This window comes from Pseudomonas sp. HS6, from assembly GCF_023375815.1.
Lineage (GTDB): Bacteria > Pseudomonadota > Gammaproteobacteria > Pseudomonadales > Pseudomonadaceae > Aquipseudomonas.
This window is the reverse complement of the sequence record NZ_CP067412.1, coordinates 149,698-167,943: the sequence shown is the minus strand read 5'-3', so window position 1 is coordinate 167,943 and position 18,246 is coordinate 149,698. Positions and strand designations below refer to the sequence as shown.

Below are 18,246 nucleotides of genomic sequence, written 5' to 3'. Positions count from 1 at the left end.
ATCTTGCTGCACGAAGTGATCTTTCATCCGCATCCATGGAGGGCGAACACATGGGCAGCAAGGCAGACACCGGCAGCGTGCGCTCGGTCGAACGGGCGCTGGCCATCGTCGAGTTGCTCGGCGAGCATCAGGCGTTGGGGCTGGAGGAATTGCACTATCTGACCTCTTTGCCCAAGGCCACGGTGTCGCGGATGCTCGCGACCTTGCAGGAACAGGGCTGGATCTATCGCGGCCTCAGCGACCGCCGCTACCGGTTGTGTGCCAAGCGCCTGTTCGGTGATCGTCAGCAACGCTTCAAGCGTCATCTGGTCGAAAGCGCCGCACCGATGTTGTTGGAGTTGAGCGAACGCACCGGGCTGGTGGCGGATCTGTCGTGTTTCGACGGCGAACGGGTCGAAGTGATGGAAAGCGCGATCCCGCAAGTGCTGCGCAAACGCTATCCAACTAACTGCCAGATCGTCGGCCATCACGCGAGCCTGTTCCATTCGGCGATGGGCCGCGCCTGTCTTGGCGAACTCGACAGCCAGGACGTGAAACGTCTGGCCGAACGCGAACAGTTGGCGGATGACGGTGTGTTCCAGGCCACCGAGCAAGCCTTGCATCAGGGCTTCGGCCAGCGTACCGAAGGCTATTGGGAATACCCGGTGCGCCTGCCGTTCCTGATTCGCGCGGTGGCGTTGCCGATTCGTGCGCAAGGGCGATTGGTCGGCAGCATGGCGCTGCACTGGCCGATGGATCAGGCGCCGGTGGAGCGGGTGCTGAGCCTGCACCTCAACAGCCTCGCGGCGACTATTGGCGAGGTGCAACAGGTGCTGGCCTGAGTGTTTGCACTGACTGACAGTTTGCAATACCGCCACAGGCAGTTAAGGTTCGTGCAGGTTTATCGGCCCCACGAGTCTTCAATGTTCAACCGTTCTCTGTGCAACGCCTTGGCGGGCCTGCTGCTGGGCGCCGCTACGCTGCCGGCCCAGGCCAACTGGTATCTGGACGGCGAGTCGTCGCGGCTGTCGTTCGTCAGCACGAAAAACGCCAATATTTCCGAGGTGCAGCGTTTTCTGGTGCTGCACGGCAAAGTCGATCCCGATGGCCGCGCCGAAGTCGAGGTCGAGCTGGACTCGATCAACAGCGGCATCCCGCTGCGTGACGAGCGCATGCGCAAGGAACTGTTCCAGATCGAGCAATTCCCCGAAGCGACCATCACCACGCAAATCGACCTGCGCCCGATCAATGATCTGGCCCCCGGCGCGCAGCTTGAATTGCGCCTGTCGTTGACCGTCAACCTGCACGGCAAACAGCACGAATACCCCGCCGAACTGCTCGCCACGCGCCTCGATGACCGACGCTTTCAAGTGGTAACGCTGGAGCCGCTGGTGATCAGCGCCGAGGATTTCGATCTGCTGTCGGGCCTGGAAAGCTTGCGCAACATGGCCGGCCTGTCGGCCATCAGTCTGTCGGTGCCGGTGGGTGCGGTGCTGATCTTCACGGCGCGCTGACATGCGCGGCGCAGTGTTTCCGTGGCGTGACGGCAATCGCTTCGAACTGTTGATCGACGGCCCGCAATTCTTCCCGCGCATGCTCGAAGAAATCGCCCGCGCCCATGAACAGATCGAACTGGAGCTGTACCTGGTGGAGGCCGGCGCCTGTGCCGAAACCGTGGTTCAGGCGCTGGTGCTGGCGGCGGAGCGGGGCGTGCGGGTGCGTTGCCTGTTCGATGATTACGGCAGCCTGGCTTTTACCCTGACCTTGCGTCAGCGCCTGACGCTCGCCGGTGTCGAGCTGCGTTTTTACAATCGCCTGAACTGGCGGCGCTGGGTCGGTAATTTCTATCGCGACCACCGCAAGCTGTTGCTGGTCGATCAGCGTCTGGCGGTGGTCGGCGGCACCGGGGTGACCGACGAATTCTGGACGCCGGGCCACGACACCAGCGAATGGCACGAAGTGATGGTGCAGATCACGGGCCCCTTGGTGCTCGACTGGCAATTGCTGTTCGACCGCCAATGGATCGCTAACCGCCATCGACGCGCCTGGAAGCCCCATGCGAATTTCGGCCTGCCGCGGTTGCCGCGTGTACCCGACACGGGCGAGGGCATGGGCCGCGTGGCCTACGCCGACGCCCGCCAGCATCGCGACATTCTGCAATCGCTGTTCCGCGCGCTGAACAGCGGCCAGAAGCGCATCTGGTTGGCGACGCCGTACTTCCTGCCGACCTGGAAAATCCGCCGCTCCCTGCGCAAGGCTGCCGCTCGTGGCCTCGACGTGCGCCTGCTGCTCACCGGGCCGCGCACCGATCACCCGTCGGTCCGTTACGCCGGGCATCGCTACTACCCGCGCCTGCTCAAGGCCGGGGTGAAGATCTTCGAATATCAGCCGTGTTTCCTGCACCTGAAAATGGTGTTGGTGGACGATTGGGTGAGCATCGGTTCGTGCAATTTCGATCACTGGAACCTGCGCTTCAACCTTGAGGCGAATCTGGAGGCGCTGGATCCGTCACTGACGGCCGCGGTGGTGGGGAGTTTCGAGAATGACTTCGGCCTGAGTCAGCAAGTGAGTCTGGAGGAATGGCAGCGCCGGCCATTGTGGCGGCGGGTGAAGCAGCGGATCTGGGGCTGGGTGGATCGGGTGGTGGTCAACCTGTTGGATAGACGCGGATAGTCGCAGTTTTCATACCTTTATAAGGACCTGTGGGAGCTGCGGTGCGACGACTCGACTTGCCAGCGATGAGGCCGGCACATTCAACATCTTCGTTGACTGTCCGTCCGCCATCGCTGGCAAGCCAGCTCCCACAGGTTTTTGCAGTGTGACAACTGTTACAGCAATTCAAAGCTCTGCTGCGTCACGTCCTGGGAATCCAGGCCGATCTGCACGTTGAACTTGCCAGGCTCTGCCGCGTACTTGAGCTGGGCGTTGTAGAACTTCAGGTCATCTTCGGTGATGGTGAAGTGCACGACTTTCTGCTCGCCGGCCTTGAGCATGATTTTCTGGAAGTTCTTCAGCTCCTTGACCGGACGGATCATCGAGCCGGTGACGTCCTGGATGTACAGCTGCACCACGGTTTCGCCGTCACGTTTGCCGGTGTTTTTCACCGTGACACTGGCGTCGAGCTTGCCGGTGGTGTTCAGGGTGGTCGACGACAGCGCCATGTCGCTCAGGCTGAAATCGGTGTAGCTCAGGCCGTAGCCGAACGGGAACAGGGGCCCGGTGGTGTCATCGAAATACTGCGAGGTGTAGTTGCCCGGTTTGCCCGGCGTGAACGGCCGGCCAATGCTCAGGTGGTTGTAGTAGGTCGGGATCTGGCCCACGGAACGCGGGAAGGTCACTGGCAGTTTGCCCGACGGGTTGTAGTCGCCGAACAGCACGTCGGCAATGGCGTTGCCGCCCTCGGTGCCGCTGAACCAGGTTTCCAGAATCGCGTCAGCCTGTTCTTTTTCCTGAAGGATCGTCAGCGGACGGCCGTTCATCAGCACCAGCACCAACGGCTTGCCGGTGGCTTTCAGGGCACGGATCAGCTCGCGCTGGTTTTCCGGGATGTTCAGGTCGGTACGGCTGGACGATTCGTGGGACATGCCACGGGACTCGCCCACGGCCGCAACGATTACGTCAGCGTCCTTGGCGGCTTTCACCGCTTCGTCGATCAGCACGTTGGCCGGGCGCGGGTCATCGACCACTTCCGGCGCATCGAAGTTGAGGAAGTTCAGGTAGTCGAGGACCTTCTTGTCGCTGGTGATGTTGGCACCACGGGCGTAGATCAGGTTCGACTTGTCGCCGATGACGCTGCTCATACCATCGAACAGAGTGACCGATTGCGCCGGACGACCAGCAGCGGCCCAACTGCCCATCATGTCGATCGGCGCCTTGGCCAGCGGGCCGACCAGCGCGACTTTCGCGGTTTTCTTCAGCGGCAGGGTTTCGTTCTGGTTCTTCAGCAGTACCAGGCTGCGACGGGCGACGTCACGGGCGTCGGCGCGGTGCAGACGGCTGTCGGCGTAGGTGTCGACCGGATCGTCTTCAGCCTTGCCGATGCGCAGGTACGGGTCCTTGAACAGGCCCATGTCGTACTTGGCCCCGAGCACTTCACGCACGGCGTTGTCGATGTCTTTCTGTTCGATTTCGCCGGACTTGAGCAGCCCCGGCAGTTCTTTGCCGTACAGGGTGTCGTTCATGCTCATGTCGATGCCGGCCTTGATCGCCAGTTTCGCGGCTTCACGACCGTCGGCGGCCACGCCGTGTTTGATCAGCTCGAAGATCGCGCCGTGGTCGCTGACCGCCAGACCCTTGAAGCCCCAGTCCTTGCGCAGCAAATCGTTCATCAGCCAGGTGTTGGCGGTGGCCGGGATACCGTTGATCGAGTTCAACGCGACCATCACGCCACCGGCGCCGGCATCAATCGCAGCGCGGTACGGCGGAAGGTAATCCTGGTACATCTTCACCGGGCTCATGTCCACGGTGTTGTAGTCGCGACCACCCTCGACCGCGCCATACAGGGCGAAGTGCTTGACGCTGGCCATGATGCTGTCGGCCGCGCTCGGCGTGTCGCCCTGATAGGCCTTGACCATGACTTTGGCAATGCGCGAGGTCAGGTAGGTGTCTTCACCGAAACCTTCGGAGCTGCGGCCCCAGCGCGGGTCGCGGGAAATGTCGACCATCGGCGCGAAGGTGATGTCGAGACTGTCGGCTGCGGCTTCCTTGGCGGCAACGCGCCCGGACTGACCGATGGCGTCCATGTCCCAGCTCGACGCCAGGGCCAGGGGAATCGGGAAAATCGTACGGTGACCGTGGATCACGTCGTACGCGAAAAACATCGGGATCTTCAGGCGGCTGCGCATGGCAGCGTCCTGCATCGGACGGTTTTCCGGGCGGGTGATCGAGTTGAACGTGCCACCGATGTTGCCAGCGGCGATCTCTTTACGGATCAGTTCGCGCGGCATTTCCGGGCCGATGCTGATCAGGCGCAACTGGCCGATCTTCTCGTCGAGGGTCATTTGCTTCATCAGGTTGCTGATGAACGCGTCCTTGTTTTCCAGGGGTACCGGGGTCGTGGCGGCCAGTACTTGATGACTGGCCAGGCTGACGAACAGGCCCAGCAAACACAGCTTCTTCATGAATAGTTTTCTCAAGGGCCTAAACGGCGTTGCAATGCCGGCCAGCCAAAATTTAGGGAGCGACTATTGTTGTTCGGGTGCTGATTCAGAAAACGACAGCCGAATGTACGTCGAAATTTTCGGCGACGTGATCGCGCAGGGCCTCTTTTTAGCCCATCGGCCCGCCGCAATCCAGTGGCGCGGGCGATTATGCCCCAACCGTCGGCTGAGAATGTTTCGCGAGTCATTATTCATGAAATGTGCAAGGGAGCACCCGTCCGATGAATGTCAGTCCTGTCTACCGCTCGCGTTTGCAGGTCGCCACCTTGCTGGTGCTGGCCACGTTGTTGACCGCCTGCGGCATCAACAACATTCCCACCCTCGACGAACAGGCCAAGGCCGCCTGGGGCCAGGTGCAGAACCAGTATCAGCGCCGCGCCGACCTGATCCCCAATCTAGTGGAAACCGTGAAGGGTTACGCCAAGCATGAGGAAGAAACTCTGACCGCCGTCATCGAGGCCCGGGCCAAGGCGACGTCGATCCAGGTCGATGCCAGCACCCTCGACAACCCGGAAAAACTCAAGCAGTTCCAGCAGGCCCAGGATCAACTGACCGGTGCCTTGAGCCGCTTGATGGTGGTGTCCGAGCGTTATCCGGACCTGAAGGCCAACCAGAACTTCCTCGCCCTGCAATCGCAACTTGAAGGCACGGAAAACCGCATCGCCGTGGCCCGCCGGGATTTCATTCTGGCGGTGCAGAAATACAACACCGAGATTCGCACCTTTCCCGGTCGCCTGTGGCACAGCGTGATGTACAGCGACTTGCCGATCCGCGAAACCTTTGAAGCCACCAGCCCCGGCGCGGACAAGGCCCCGGAAGTGAAGTTCTGAGCCGGGGATGCCCATGCGTGTGTTGAAGATGGGCCTGGTGCTGATGCTGTGGCTGTTCGCCGTCAGCGCCCGGGCCGAGTTGACCTTTCCGGCGCTGACCGGACGGGTGGTGGACGACGCGCAGATGATCGAGCCGTCGGTACGCGCGCAACTGAATCAACAGTTGCAGGCCCACGAGCAGGCGACCGGCGAGCAGTTGGTGGTCGTGACGTTGCCGAACCTGCAAGGTTCCACCATCGAGGACTACGGCGTCGAACTCGGGCGGCACTGGGGCATCGGCCAGAAGGACAAGAACAACGGCGCACTGTTGATCGTCGCCCGGGACGAGCGCAAATTGCGCATCGAAGTCGGCTACGGGCTGGAGGATCGCCTCACCGATGCCCAGAGTTCGGTGATCATCCATCAGGTGATCACGCCGTCGTTCAAGGCGGGTAATTTCAGCAAGGGCATCAGCGACGGTGTCGCGGCGATGCTGGTGGTGCTGGGCGGTAATCCGCTGGACGAACCTTCCACGGTGTATGAATCGGCTGGCGATCCGTCGGACGATTTTGTCTCGCGGCACCCGGCGCTGTTTGTATTTCTGGTGATGTTGTTCATCCTGACTGTTTTTGTCTGCCAGATGCTCGGTATCCTTCCCGCCGGCCGGGGCGGCTCCGGAGGAGGGGGCGGCTTTGGTGGCGGAGGTTTTGGCGGCGGCGGTGGAGGCGGGGGCTTCAGCGGCGGCGGTGGCAGTTTCGGCGGGGGCGGATCCTCCGGCGGCTGGTGATAACAATAATGAGCAGGCACTTCACGACATGGCATTACTGACTGAACACGAACAACGCAAAGTCGCCGAGGCCATCGCCCGGGTCGAGCGCGACACCGACGCCGAGCTGGTGACGGTGCTCGCGGCCCGCGCCGACGACTACGCATACATCCCGCTGCTGTGGGGCAGCTTGCTGGCGCTGGTGGTCCCGGGCATCGTGCACTACCTGACCGGGTGGCTGACGATGCACAGCCTGCTGCTGGTGCAGTGGGTCAGTTTTGTCGTGCTGTGCCTGGTGTTTCGCCTGCCCAAGGTCACCACCCATCTGATCCCTCGCCATGTCCGCCACTGGCGCGCCTCGAACCTGGCGCGTCGGCAGTTTCTCGAACAGAACCTGCATCACACGGTGGGCAGCACCGGCATGCTGATTTTTGTCTGCGAGGCCGAGCGGTATGTGGAAATTCTGGTGGATGAAGGGATTTCCAAAAAACTGGATAACAAGAGCTGGGATTCGATTGTTGCGGTGTTTACCGAGCAGGTGCGGCAGGGGCAGACGTTGCAGGGCTTCGTGACCTGTATCGAGGCGTGCGGGGAATTGCTCAAGGTGCATGTGCCGGTGACGCAGGTGAGGAATGAGTTGCCGAATCGGTTGGTGGTGTTGGGGTAGTTTCGGCAGTTTTATAGGACTTGAGATCGCAGCCCTCACCCCAGCCCTCTCCCGGTGGGAGAGGGAGCCGACCGAGTTGTCTGCCGCTATCCATCGACCTGAAATATCGAGTCGATTATGGATTCACGTGCACTCGTTCAAGTCGGTGTACCTCCTCAATATCCCCCAATCGGTCCCCTCTCCCTCCGGGAGAGGGCTAGGGTGAGGGCCGCTTTTAAAAACCGTTCGGTAAATAAGAGCGTGTCCCCAACCCCCATCCCCCCTAAAATAGCGGCCATTCCCGATTTGCCCGTCCGAGGCCGCTTTTTCTCATGTCCGTTACCACCCCATCTGCCAAACCGGCCCCCGATCACCACGCCCAGTTCATCGAGCTGCTGCAAACCAGCCTCGAACAGAACGGCTTCATCAAACTGGTGCTGGCCAAGTACGTCGGCGAAGAAGCGGACTTGCAGCGGATCATCATCAAGCCGGTGACGGTCAAGGCACAGCCGTGCCTGTCGTTCGTTTATCGCTACAAGACCCGCGACATCACCAAGAACCTGCCGCTGGACGAAGCGGTGGCGACGATTGCCGGGCTGCTGCCGGCGGCGTTCAAAAATGCGCATTTGCTGGCGCTGACTGACGAAGCTCAGCTCGAATACAGCAAAAAGGGCAAGAGTTCGCTGTTCATGAGCAAACCCCAGCAATTGCGCGAAGTGCCGTCCGCCGAGCATAACCGCGAGAAGAACCGCTTCCTCGATCTGAACCGGCCGTTCCTCAAGGACCTGGGCGTGACCAACGCGCAACACGAGCTGATCCCGGCGATGTCGCGCAAGTGGAAGCAGATCAACAAGTTCATCGAAGTGTTCAGCCACGCCCTGACGTCCTCGCCGCTGGCTCTGGACAAACCGGTGCGGGTGGCGGATTTCGGTTCGGGCAAGGGTTACCTGACGTTCGCCATTCATGACTATCTGCGCAACACGTTAAAGGCCGAGGGCGAAGTCACCGGCGTCGAGCTGCGTGAAGAGATGGTCAACCTGTGCAACGCCGCCGCTACGAAACTCGAACACCCGGGGTTGGTGTTCAAGTGTGGCGATGTGCGCAGCGTGGCGCCGAGCGAGCTGGAGGTGATGATCGCCCTGCATGCCTGCGACATCGCCACCGACTACGCGATCCACACCGGTATCCGTTCCGGCGCATCGATCATCATGTGCTCGCCGTGCTGCCACAAACAGATCCGCTTGCAGATCCAGAGCCCGGCGCTGCTCAAACCGATGCTGCAATACGGTCTGCATCTGGGCCAGCAGGCGGAAATGGTCACCGACAGTCTGCGTGCGCTGTTCCTCGAAGCCTGCGGTTACGAGACCAAGGTGTTCGAGTTCATCTCCCTGGACCACACCAACAAGAACAAGATGATTCTGGCGGTGAAGCGCGCCGAGCCTGTGGACCCGACTCAGCTGCTGGTGAAAATCCAGGAACTGAAAGCGTTCTACCAGATCAGCGAGCACTGTCTCGAAACGCTGCTGCTTGCCGATGGCCTGCTGCCGCTCAAGGCTTGAGCTGAACCCCGGCCGGTAACGTGCCCGGTTGAGCCGGGCGCACCGCGGTCTTGCGCCCGAGCATCACCGTCGCGATCACGCCACAGGCGAACAGCCAGGTGATCGGCTCCACGTGTTCCCCGAAGAACAGTGCGGAAAACGCGATGGTGAAGAAGATCTGCAACAACTGGATCTGACTGACCCGGGCAATGCCGCCCATGGCCAGGCCGGCGTACCAGGCGAAGAACCCCAGGAACTGCGAAAACAGCGCGACGTAGCCGAAGGCCCACCAGGTTTTCGTCGACACCGCGCCCTGATGCTGGATCGCCAGATACAACACCGGGCCGATCAACAACGGCGTCGACAGCACCAGCGCCCAGCAGATCACCTGCCATCCGCCCATCTCCCGGGCCAGGCGTCCGCCCTCGGCATAACCCAGACCGCCCACCGCAATCGCACCCAACATCAACAAATCCCCGGCCTGAATGCTGCCGGCGCCGGTGTACAGCGCATAACCCAGCACCAGCGCACTGCCCAGCGCGGCGCAGGCCCAGAAGGCTTTCGACGGTCGTTCATGGGACAGCCATGCGGCGTACAGCGCCACGCACAGCGGCTGTAAACCGTTGACCAGCGCGCCGTGGGACGCTGGCAACGTCTGCATGGCCCACGCGGAGAGCACCGGGAAACCGAGAATCACCCCGGCGATCACCAGACTCAGGCCTTTGACCTGCTGCCAGGTCGGCCACTTTTCCCGTCGCCACAACAACAGCAGTGCCGCCGGAATTGCCGCGAACAACGCGCGGCCGAGGCCGTTGAGCAGCGGGTGCAGTTCCTGCACCACGATGCGGGTGAAGGGCAGGGTAAGGCTGAAAATCACCACGCCGAGCAGGCCGAGGGCCATGCCGGTGTTTTCGCGCGAAGACATGAGATAAACCAGATTCGAAGGTGACAGGGAGGTGTCTTCATCTAGCCACAAACCGCGGCAATCGGGCTGTTACAGCTAGGCGCAGAGTTATCCATACAGTTTGCGAACGGCATCGCGGTCCTTGGGCTACTTTGAATACTCCTGTGCATTCACCAGAGGAGTCCTGTCCATGGCCGCGAAAAAGATTCTGATGCTGGTCGGCGATTACGTCGAAGACTACGAAGTGATGGTGCCGTTCCAGGCCCTGCAAATGGTCGGTCACACCGTGCACGCCGTGTGCCCGGACAAGGCCGCCGGCAAGACCGTGCGCACCGCGATCCATGACTTCGAAGGCGACCAGACCTACAGCGAGAAACCCGGTCACCAGTTTGCCCTGAACTTCGATTTCGCCAAGGTCGATGCCAAGGATTACGACGCGTTGCTGGTGCCCGGTGGTCGCGCGCCGGAATACCTGCGGCTGAACGAAAAAGTCCTGGAACTGGTGCGAGCCTTCGACAAGGCCGGCAAGCCGATTGCTGCTGTCTGCCATGGCGCGCAACTGCTGGCGGCGGCGGGGATTCTCGAGGGCCGAGAGTGCAGCGCCTATCCGGCCTGTGCCCCGGAAGTGCGGCTGGCCGGCGGTACCTACATCGACATCCCGGTCACGGACGGCCATGTCCAGGGCAATCTGGCCACGGCTCCCGCCTGGCCGGCGCATCCGAAATGGCTGGCCGGTTTCCTTGGTTTGCTTGGGACCAAAATCACCCTGTGACACCTCGAAAAGGAGAAACAGTATGTCCGGATGGTACGAAGTCAGTAAAAGCAGCAATGGCCAGTTCAGGTTCGTGCTGAAAGCGGCGAATGCCGAAACGATTCTGACCAGCGAGCTCTACACCACCCGCAGCGCCGCCGACAACGGCATCGCCTCGGTGCAGGCCAACAGTCCGCTGGACGAGCGTTACGAGAAGAAATCGACGAAGGACGGGCATCCGTACTTCAACCTCAAGGCTGCCAATCACCAGATCATTGGCAGCAGCGAGTCGTATTCATCGGACGCGGCGTGCGCCAAAGGCATTGCTGCCGTGAAGGCCAACGGGCCGACCAAAGTGATCAAGGACAAAACCCTGCCCGTCCTCTGAATTCAATACATATCCCTGTGGGAGCCGGGCTTGCCCGCGATGGCGATATATCAGTCAACACCAGTGTTGAATGTTATGGCCTCATCGCGGGCAAGCCCGGCTCCCACAGGTTTTTTGTGTGGCTGAAGGTCAGCCCAGGGTTTTGAGAATGACCTGCAACTGATTGCGCCCGGCCTCGCTCAACGGGAACACCGGCAAACGTGGATCGCCGACTTCCAGCCCGGTGTCACGCAGCCCGGCCTTGATCGTCGCCGGCAAGCCGCCCTTGAGAATGAAGTCCAGCAGCGGCAACTGGCGGTAGAACAGCTCCCGCGCCTTGCCCAGATCCCCCGCCAGTGTGGCTTCGTACAGATCCAGATTGAGTTGCGGAATCAGGTTCGGCGCCGCCGTGCACCAGCCCTTGGCCCCGGCCGCAAAGGCCTCCAGCGCCAGCGGATTGCAGCCGTTGTAGAACGGCACCCGGCCTTCGCCGAGCAGTTGCAGCTTGTGCATGCGCTGGATGTCGCCGGTGCTCTCCTTGACCATGGTCACGTTTTCCACGCCGTTGACGATGCGCAGGATCAGCTCCACCGACATGTCGGTGCCGCTGGTGGCCGGGTTGTTGTAGAGCATGATCGGCACGCCGATGCTGTCGCCGATGGCACGGTAATGGGCGAGGATTTCCGCCTCGGTGAGCTTCCAGTAAGACGCCGGCAGCACCATCACCACATCGGCGCCGTGAGCTTCGGCAAAGCGTGCACGGCGTACGGCTTTGGCGGTGGTCAGGTCGGACACGCTGACCACGGTCGGCACGCGTTTGGCCACGTGCTTGATGCTGAATTCGGCGACCTGGTCCCACTCCGCATCGCTCAGGTAGGCGCCTTCGCCGGTGCTGCCCAGCGGCGCGATGGCATGGACGCCGCCGTCGATCAGCCGATCGATCGAACGACCCAGGGCCGGCAGATCAAGACCTTCGCCATGGGCGCTGAACGGGGTGATGGTGTAGCCGATGATGCCGTGAATGTTGGACATGAGAGTGCTCCGCAAGGATGAGGTGTTCAGTTCAGGCAATCGGCGTGTTGGCGCAGGTTCTGCCGGGCGTAGTAGTTGAATGCGGCAGCGTGGCGTTTGGGTTTCGACACCCAGTCGTGCGCCTCGCGACCCAGTTCGGGAATGATCGGTTTGATCGTCCCGGCGGCCATCGCCAGCAATTGCAGTTTGGCGGCGCGCTCGATCAGTTGCGCGATGACACACGCTTCCTCGATGGTCGTACCGGTGGACAACTGACCGTGGTGGGAAAGCAGGATCGCCCGTTTGTCGCCCAACGCGCCGGCAATCAACTCGCCTTCTTCGTTGCCCACCGGCACACCCGGCCAGCCTTCAAGGAACGCGCAATCGTCGTACAGCGGACACAGGTCCATGTGGGAAATCTGCAACGGTACTTCGAGCATCGACAGCGCGGCAATGTGCGTCGGGTGGGTGTGGATGATGCAGTTCACGTCCGGCCGGGCGCGGTACACCCAGCTGTGGAAACGGTTGGCCGGGTTGGCCATGCCGTGGCCCTCGAGCACCTCCAGGTCTTCGTTGACCAGCAGCAGATTGCTCGCGGTGATTTCATCGAAACCCAGGCCCAGTTGCTGAGTGTAGTAAGTGCCCGGCTGCGGACCACGGGCGGTAATCTGCCCGGCGAGGCCCGAATCGTGGCCGCTTTCGAAGAGGATCCGGCAGGTCAGGGCCAGCTTTTGCCGGTCCGTCCACGTATTATCCGCCAGGCTTTTTTGCATCTGGGTCAGCGCTTGCTTGACCAGTTCGTCTTTGGGTAGTGCTAATGTCTTCGCCATATCCGTGTCCTGTGGTGGTTGCCATGGATGACACTTAAGAGGCTATATGACACTTTGTGTCATTGGCAAGGACAAATCGTCTTTCCTTTGCTGGATTAATCGCTTCGCATGTCTATCCGTTTGAAATTATTGAGAAAAAAACTTGGCGTAACCCTTGAGGCACTGGCCGAGAAATCCGGCATGACCAAGAGTTATCTGTCGAAAGTCGAGCGTGGGTTGAACACGCCGTCGATTGCCGCCGCGCTGAAACTGGCGAAAGCGCTGAACGTGAAGGTCGAGGAATTGTTCTCCGAAGACAACGTCAGCCTCGACAGCTACAGCCTGGTGCGTAGCCACGAGCGCCAGTCGCTGGCGGCCAACGATCACAGCCCGGGTTATGCGGTGCTGGCCCATCAGGTCAGCGAGCGCAGTCTGCTGCCGTTCATCATTTATCCGCCGAGCGAATTCACCGACAAGACCTTCAAGGAACACTTGGGCGAGGAATTCCTGTTCGTCCACGAAGGCCGGGTCGAAGTGGACTTCGTGAGCGAACGGGTGCTGCTGGAGCGGGGCGATGCGCTGCACTTCAATGCGCAGAAACCCCATCGCATCCGCTCAGTGGGCGAGGTGCAGGCGCAGTTGCTGGTGGTGGTGCACAGCAGCGAGGAGTGATCAGACTTCGACGGGCACCGACAGCTTTGGATGGCCCAGTGCATGGCTCTTCGAATCAAAGAAGCGCAACTCGGCGCCCGTACCCTCGAACACCTTTGCGTAGTGGCGCTTCTGGTGCTGGATGAACGCCGCGCTGCGCGGATAGATCGAGATCGCCACGGTCTGCGGTTTCGCCAGACGCAGGGCGCGGACGATGTGATCGTCCTGCTCGCCCAAGGCATGGCCGAAGATGCACAGGCTGTCGCCGTGCGCGAGTAACTGGTCGTAGCAGAACGACAGGTAATCGGAACTGCGGATGGTCTTGAGTTTGTCCGCGCTCGGCCCTTCATTGACGAACAACGGCACATCATCAAGGGTTTTGATCGTGTTGTTGATCGCGAAGCTGCCCAGTAGGGTGCCCTCGGTGGCAGTCATTTTGCGGGCGCTGCCGTTCAGATTGCGCACCAGATGCAGGCCGCCGTGCAGGTACAGCAGACGCGGTTTTTCGGTGTGGCTTTCGCACAAGTCGAAACTGGCGTCGGGACCGTTGAACAGGTCGTCGATGGCTTCGCCCTGGTGTTGCAGGGCCCAGTAGTTGAGCAGGTCGTAATTGGTGGTGAACACCGTACGGTAACTCGCCAGTTCACGGTTCAGAATGCTCAGGGTCGAGGCTTCGACCAGTCGCCACGGAATGTGCAAATCGTGGACGGCGTTGATCAGCGCTTCCTTGATCGCGTAGTAGCGATTGCGCGGCGCGGCCGAACTGACGGCCAGTGCCTTGTTGACCCGGCTGGTGGTTTTCAGGGCGCCAAGTACCTGTTCGAAACTGCGCGTCTGCATTGCGTCGAACACGCTCAGTTCCGATGGACTCAGAGGTTTTTCTTCCACCGTGCGGGCGCTTTCGAACAGCGAGTCGTAGCCGAAATCGTCCCACACCGCGCGACTGGCGCCGTTGCCCACCAGCAAACCACGGAAGTCGGTGGTGGCGCGCAACGCGTTCCAGTCTTCGAGTGTGGCGTCGACATCCAGAAAATCGGTCATTGCAGGGCACGTCTCAAAACAAGGGGCAGATGGGCGGCGACTTTATCACGAGCGGGCATTGAGCCAGATCAACATCCGCCGTGACCGATCGGTCGATCCTGTATGCATCCGCCGAATCGCAGGAGTCGATTCGGCCCCTGTCAGGAGACGCGCCATGAGCAGCACCTTTTTTATTCCCGCGGTAAACATCATGGGCAGCGGCTGCCTGGACGAGGCCATGAATGCGATCCGCAACTACGGTTTTCGCAAGGCGCTGATTGTCACCGACGCCGGATTGGCCAAAGCCGGTGTGGCGACCATGATCGCCGAGAAACTGGCGATGCAGGACATCGATTCGGTGATCTTCGACGGCGCCAAGCCGAATCCGAGCATCGCCAATGTCGAAGCCGGGCTGGAACTGCTCAAGGACAGTCGTTGCGATTTCGTGGTGTCACTCGGCGGCGGCTCGCCCCACGACTGCGCCAAGGGCATCGCCCTGTGTGCGACCAACGGCGGACAGATCCGCGACTATGAAGGCGTCGATCAATCGGCCAAGCCGCAATTGCCTTTGATCGCCATCAACACCACCGCCGGCACGGCCAGCGAGATGACGCGCTTCTGCATCATCACCGACGAAACCCGTCACGTGAAAATGGCCATTGTCGACCGTAACGTCACGCCGCTGCTGTCGGTCAACGACCCGGCGCTGATGGTCGCCATGCCGAAAGGCCTGACCGCCGCCACCGGCATGGACGCGCTGACCCACGCCATCGAAGCCTACGTGTCCACCGCCGCCAACCCGATCACCGACGCCTGCGCGTTGAAGGCGATGACCCTGATCAGCAACAACCTGCGCCTGGCGGTTCGCGACGGCAGCGACCTCGCCGCACGGGAAAACATGGCGTATGCGCAGTTCCTCGCCGGCATGGCGTTCAACAATGCGTCGCTTGGCTACGTGCACGCGATGGCGCACCAGTTGGGCGGTTTCTACGATTTGCCTCACGGGGTGTGCAACGCGGTGTTGTTGCCCCATGTGCAGACGTTCAACGCGCTGGTCTGCGCCGATCGCCTCACCGATGTGGCTCACGCCATGGGTGCCGACATTCGCGGTTTCAGCCCGGAGGAGGGTGCGCAAGCCGCGATTGCCGCGATCCGTTGCCTGGCCAAAGACGTCGATATCCCCGGTGGCCTGCGTGACCTCGGCGCCAAATGCACCGACATCCCGATACTCGCCGCCAACGCACTGAAAGACGCCTGCGGTTTGACCAACCCGCGTGCGGCGGATCAACGGCAGATCGAAGAGATTTTCCGCAGCGCGTTTTAAGCGCGATGGCGACCGGGCGCGAACTTCACGCAGAGCACCGCGCCCAATGCCAGTACGCAACACAGCAGCGACAGCGGCCACGCTTGCGGACTGGCGAACAGGCTGGCCACCGCGCCGATCAGCGCAGCCATCAATTGGTGGATGAAACCGCTCAGGGCCATCGCGTAGGCGCCGGCAATCGGCGCTCCATCGTTGGCCCGTGACAGGCTGATCGGGTAGTTCAGCGACTGGCCGAACACGGCGACGCAGTAAGGCAGCCACAGCAACCAGGCTATCGAACTGGCCAGCAGGCTTCCAGCCAGCATCACCCCGCTGCCGGCCAGCACCAATCCCACACCCCACGCCATCAACCGATGTTGACCGGTACGCAGCACAAAGCGGTTGACCGCCAGCGCCCCCAGAAAATACGCCGCACTGATCGGCCAGCCCAGCAGCCCGTATTCGGTGGTCGACCAATTGAACGGGCCTTGCAGAATCAACGGTGCCGCGCTGTTGAATGCGATGATCACGCCATAGCCCAGACCGCCCGCGAGCGCCGGCAGTAGAAACGCCCGATGGGTCAGAATCCTTCCGTAGACCGCCCAGGGCGAAGCGGTTGTGGGAGCCTCGACAAGCTCCGGAAAGTTCAGGCGCGAGACAATCGCGGCCATCAACAGGCTGACCGCACCCAGCAGATAAAAGATCGCCTGCCAGCCCAGCGTCACCTGAATGAGCGAACCGGCGTATTGCCCGATGCCGAGCGCGACAACGAACGAAATCGAAATCCACGACAGTGCCTTCGCCAGCAGATCACCCCGGAAACTGTCACGAATCAGCACCCGCGCCATCACCGAAATGCCGCTGGCGCCAATCCCCTGAAGCAGTCGCATCAGCAGGAATGACTCCAGTGTCGAGCCCAGCGGCAACGCCAGATTTGCCAGCCCATAAATCCCCAGCGCTGCCAACAGCACCGGTTTACGGCCGATGCGCTGCGCCAGACTGCCCCAGAGCAGCATCGGCAGCGCCATGCCGATCAGGTACAGCGACAAGCCCCAGGCCACCTGCGTTGCATCGACCTGCAAATGCCCGGCGATCTGCGGCAACGCCGGCAGGTAAATGCTCATGCCCAGTTGGGCGAGGAACACGGTGGAGCAGGTGATGAGCAGGATGAGGCTGGGGTTCATGAGTCGTCCGTGAGGGTTCAGCGGTCGCGATGGCCGCCGTGCGTCAGTAACAGTTCGATGATCAGATCACAGAAGTGGTGGATCAATGGGGTTTCCATATCGGCACGCAGGGTAACTCGGATCGCGGCTTTACCTTGAGCCACCACCGGGAAAAATACCGCGCTGGTGAAAAAGCCATGTTCGGCCAGTTCAATGGCGATTCGATTAGCCAGAGCGGCTTCGCCGCAGTTGATCAGGCGGATGGCCATCGGGCTGCCGTGTTGTTCGGTGCTCAACAGACTGTCGAACAGACGAATATTGGCCTGGAGCCGAACCTGCAAGACCCGCAGTTCGGCACTGCGATGCAGTTCGATTGACGCCATTCCCGCGCCGATGGCCGCGCAGTTGAGGCTTTGCGACCAGTTGCTCGGACCGCCGTAACGCTGGATCAATTTCTTCTGCCGCTCATTCCCGAGCATCACCAGACCGCCGCTGGCCCCGAACGACTTGGCCAGCGAAGCCACGATCAGGCAATCCTCTTCCAGCGCCGGCATTCTAGGCCGCACAAGGCCGGCACCGTTGCTGCCGACCGCCGACAACGCGTGGGAATCGTCCAGATAAAGAAACAGGCCATAGCGTTCTTTCAGATATAGCAGACCGTCCAGATTGGCGACGCCACCCATGCTGTAGGCACCGTCGGCGATGTAGGCGACGCAGGTGTGGCGCTGGCAAACCGATTCGAGAAAATCCATGTCGTTGTGGGGCGATGTCAGCACTTGGGTTTCATCGGCGCAGCTGGCTTTCAGGTGATGCATCGAATAGTGGGCCAGGCGATCGAACACCATCATCGGCGGGCGGTTTTGGGTGAACACGCCACTGGCCAGCAGCGGCAGGATGCCGGCGCTCGCAGCGCTGCAGGACAGACTGCTCAGACACACCGCGCTAAATAATTGCGACAGTTCGCTTTCGTATTGATCGAGCAATGCCAGCTTGCAGCGGTTTTTCGAGTTGGCAACGCGCAGGGTGCCGGTTTCACGTAGCGCCGCGATGGCACCTTCAAGCAGGGCAGGATGGTGATCGAGCCCCAGATAGGACGTGGTGCAGAAGTGATGAAACTGGCGCCCGTGCTGATCGAGCAAGTGGTTGCAGCCTTTGACCTCGACGTTGAGGGCGGCGATTTTTCCAGCTTCGGCGGCTTCCCAATCGTGGTCTGCCAAAGCGATGACTTTGCGATAGTTGGAGAAGGTGTTGAGGGAATCCGTCAGATGATTCAAAGGCAGCTCTCCTTGAGCATGGCAATCCATGGGGTGTTTCAATTTGTGTGTGTTGCCAGACTTTACAGAGAGCTTCGCAGGGCCATAATCGGCTGT

18 protein-coding genes are annotated in these 18,246 nt (G+C 61.1%); 11 read left to right on the top strand and 7 right to left on the bottom strand.

From position 1 onward, the window contains the following. Positions 1–50 precede the first annotated feature (50 nt). From JJN09_RS00840 to JJN09_RS00830, 3 genes are all read left to right on the top strand, one after another. A complete protein-coding gene (locus JJN09_RS00840) occupies positions 51–821 on the top strand; it encodes an IclR family transcriptional regulator (protein ID WP_249485050.1) in 771 nt (256 codons plus the stop codon). 81 nt (positions 822–902) lie between these two features. Further along, positions 903–1,493, top strand: a complete 591-nt coding sequence (locus JJN09_RS00835) for a YceI family protein (protein ID WP_249485049.1) — start codon at positions 903–905, stop codon at positions 1,491–1,493. Between the two features lies 1 nt (position 1,494). Further along, a complete protein-coding gene (locus JJN09_RS00830; RefSeq protein WP_249485048.1) occupies positions 1,495–2,652 on the top strand; it encodes a phosphatidylserine/phosphatidylglycerophosphate/cardiolipin synthase family protein in 1,158 nt (385 codons plus the stop codon). Positions 2,653–2,807: 155 nt separating this feature from the next. Here the strand turns inward: JJN09_RS00830 and bglX are convergent, their stop codons facing one another. Beyond that, the gene (gene bglX, locus JJN09_RS00825) at positions 2,808–5,099 is read right to left on the bottom strand and encodes a beta-glucosidase BglX (protein ID WP_249485047.1); all 2,292 of its coding nucleotides are present in this window, start codon (positions 5,097–5,099) and stop codon (positions 2,808–2,810) included. Between the two features lie 260 nt (positions 5,100–5,359). On the opposite strand from bglX, the gene JJN09_RS00820 reads away from it, so the two are divergent. The 4 genes from JJN09_RS00820 (at position 5,360) to JJN09_RS00805 (ending at position 8,918) form a co-directional block, all read left to right on the top strand. Continuing rightward, positions 5,360–5,968, top strand: coding sequence for a LemA family protein (locus JJN09_RS00820; protein ID WP_007957897.1), 609 nt, complete (start codon positions 5,360–5,362; stop codon positions 5,966–5,968). 13 nt (positions 5,969–5,981) lie between these two features. Continuing rightward, the gene (locus tag JJN09_RS00815) at positions 5,982–6,734 is read left to right on the top strand and encodes a YgcG family protein (protein ID WP_249485046.1); all 753 of its coding nucleotides are present in this window, start codon (positions 5,982–5,984) and stop codon (positions 6,732–6,734) included. 28 nt (positions 6,735–6,762) lie between these two features. Then, complete coding sequence (locus tag JJN09_RS00810) at positions 6,763–7,380, top strand: TPM domain-containing protein (RefSeq protein WP_249485045.1); 618 nt, start codon at positions 6,763–6,765, stop codon at positions 7,378–7,380. 311 nt (positions 7,381–7,691) lie between these two features. Next, positions 7,692–8,918, top strand: coding sequence for an SAM-dependent methyltransferase (locus JJN09_RS00805; RefSeq protein WP_249485044.1), 1,227 nt, complete (start codon positions 7,692–7,694; stop codon positions 8,916–8,918). On the opposite strand, the gene JJN09_RS00800 is transcribed toward JJN09_RS00805, so the two are convergent. Next, a complete protein-coding gene (locus JJN09_RS00800) occupies positions 8,908–9,822 on the bottom strand; it encodes a DMT family transporter (protein ID WP_096819455.1) in 915 nt (304 codons plus the stop codon). The genes JJN09_RS00805 and JJN09_RS00800 overlap by 11 nt on opposite strands. 169 nt (positions 9,823–9,991) lie before the next feature. Between JJN09_RS00800 and JJN09_RS00795 the strand changes: the two genes are divergently transcribed. Continuing rightward, on the top strand, positions 9,992–10,573 hold the full coding sequence (locus tag JJN09_RS00795; RefSeq protein ID WP_007957909.1) for a DJ-1/PfpI family protein: 582 nt from the start codon (positions 9,992–9,994) through the stop codon (positions 10,571–10,573). Positions 10,574–10,595: 22 nt separating this feature from the next. After that, positions 10,596–10,940, top strand: a complete 345-nt coding sequence (locus tag JJN09_RS00790) for a YegP family protein (RefSeq protein ID WP_249485043.1) — start codon at positions 10,596–10,598, stop codon at positions 10,938–10,940. A gap of 129 nt (positions 10,941–11,069) precedes the next feature. On the opposite strand, the gene JJN09_RS00785 is transcribed toward JJN09_RS00790, so the two are convergent. Next, positions 11,070–11,951: a dihydrodipicolinate synthase family protein gene (locus JJN09_RS00785; protein ID WP_249485042.1), complete on the bottom strand. Its 882-nt coding sequence runs from the start codon at positions 11,949–11,951 to the stop codon at positions 11,070–11,072. Between the two features lie 26 nt (positions 11,952–11,977). Continuing rightward, the gene (locus JJN09_RS00780; RefSeq protein ID WP_102622181.1) at positions 11,978–12,760 is read right to left on the bottom strand and encodes an aldolase; all 783 of its coding nucleotides are present in this window, start codon (positions 12,758–12,760) and stop codon (positions 11,978–11,980) included. Between the two features lie 108 nt (positions 12,761–12,868). On the opposite strand from JJN09_RS00780, the gene JJN09_RS00775 reads away from it, so the two are divergent. Next, positions 12,869–13,411, top strand: a complete 543-nt coding sequence (locus JJN09_RS00775) for a helix-turn-helix domain-containing protein (protein ID WP_249485041.1) — start codon at positions 12,869–12,871, stop codon at positions 13,409–13,411. Here JJN09_RS00775 and JJN09_RS00770 read toward each other — a convergent pair whose 3' ends face one another. Further along, positions 13,412–14,431, bottom strand: a complete 1,020-nt coding sequence (locus JJN09_RS00770; RefSeq protein WP_249485040.1) for a DUF4917 family protein — start codon at positions 14,429–14,431, stop codon at positions 13,412–13,414. 154 nt (positions 14,432–14,585) lie between these two features. Here JJN09_RS00770 and yiaY point away from each other — a divergent pair, with 154 nt between their 5' ends. After that, on the top strand, positions 14,586–15,734 hold the full coding sequence (gene yiaY, locus JJN09_RS00765) for an L-threonine dehydrogenase (protein WP_249485039.1): 1,149 nt from the start codon (positions 14,586–14,588) through the stop codon (positions 15,732–15,734). Here the strand turns inward: yiaY and JJN09_RS00760 are convergent. Together JJN09_RS00760 and JJN09_RS00755 are read right to left on the bottom strand one after the other, a co-directional pair. Next, a complete protein-coding gene (locus JJN09_RS00760) occupies positions 15,731–16,897 on the bottom strand; it encodes a multidrug effflux MFS transporter (protein WP_249485038.1) in 1,167 nt (388 codons plus the stop codon). The two genes, yiaY and JJN09_RS00760, sit on opposite strands and share 4 nt — an antisense overlap. Before the next feature lie 17 nt (positions 16,898–16,914). Continuing rightward, positions 16,915–18,150 carry an aminotransferase class I/II-fold pyridoxal phosphate-dependent enzyme gene (locus JJN09_RS00755; protein WP_249485037.1) on the bottom strand — a complete coding sequence of 412 codons (1,236 nt, stop codon included), beginning with the start codon at positions 18,148–18,150 and terminating at the stop codon, positions 16,915–16,917. Between the last annotated feature and the right edge of the window lie 96 nt (positions 18,151–18,246).